1 protein-coding gene is annotated in these 415 nt (G+C 64.8%); it reads right to left on the bottom strand.

Going from position 1 to position 415, the window contains the following annotated elements; all coding sequences use genetic code 11:
* Window positions 1-103 precede the first annotated feature (103 nt).
* Window positions 104-415, bottom strand: a 312-nt coding sequence (locus tag F8M74_RS37350; RefSeq protein WP_163884790.1) for a DUF6713 family protein, incomplete at its 5' end; no start/stop codon positions are given.

The following is a 415-nucleotide window of genomic DNA, read 5'->3' as shown; positions in this document are numbered from 1 at the left end:
GTCTTGAAAACCGGCGAAGGGTCAAACCTTCCGTGGGTTCGAATCCCACTCTCTCCGCCAGTTGATTCAAAGAGCCCCTGGATTCAGGGGCTTTTTCGTCTCGTCAGTCCACGCCATCGATCTGCACGCGAGCCGGGGTAGCACGGCGGCCTTGCATGAGGAGCCCGACGCCGGCCACGAGGCAGGCCGCCAACGTTGCGATGGAGAACGGAAGCAGGAACTCGTCACGACCGGCCGCGGCGAAGCCCGCATGAATCATGGCGGTGCCGGCGCCAACTGTCCCGCACAGGCTGGCATACGCCCGCGCGGAGGGCTTGGCCAGCACAACCTGGCGATAGCCATGCAGCAGGGCGCCCACAGCGATCAGGTTGAAAGCCAGAAACCCCTGGACGCCGCCGGGAAGGCCGAACAGGGT

Origin of the sequence: Myxococcus sp. CA023, assembly GCF_010998615.1 — a bacterium.
Taxonomy (GTDB): Bacteria; Myxococcota; Myxococcia; order Myxococcales; family Myxococcaceae; genus Myxococcus.
The sequence above is the reverse complement of the archived record's forward strand: the minus strand, read 5'-3'. Positions and strand labels throughout refer to the sequence as shown.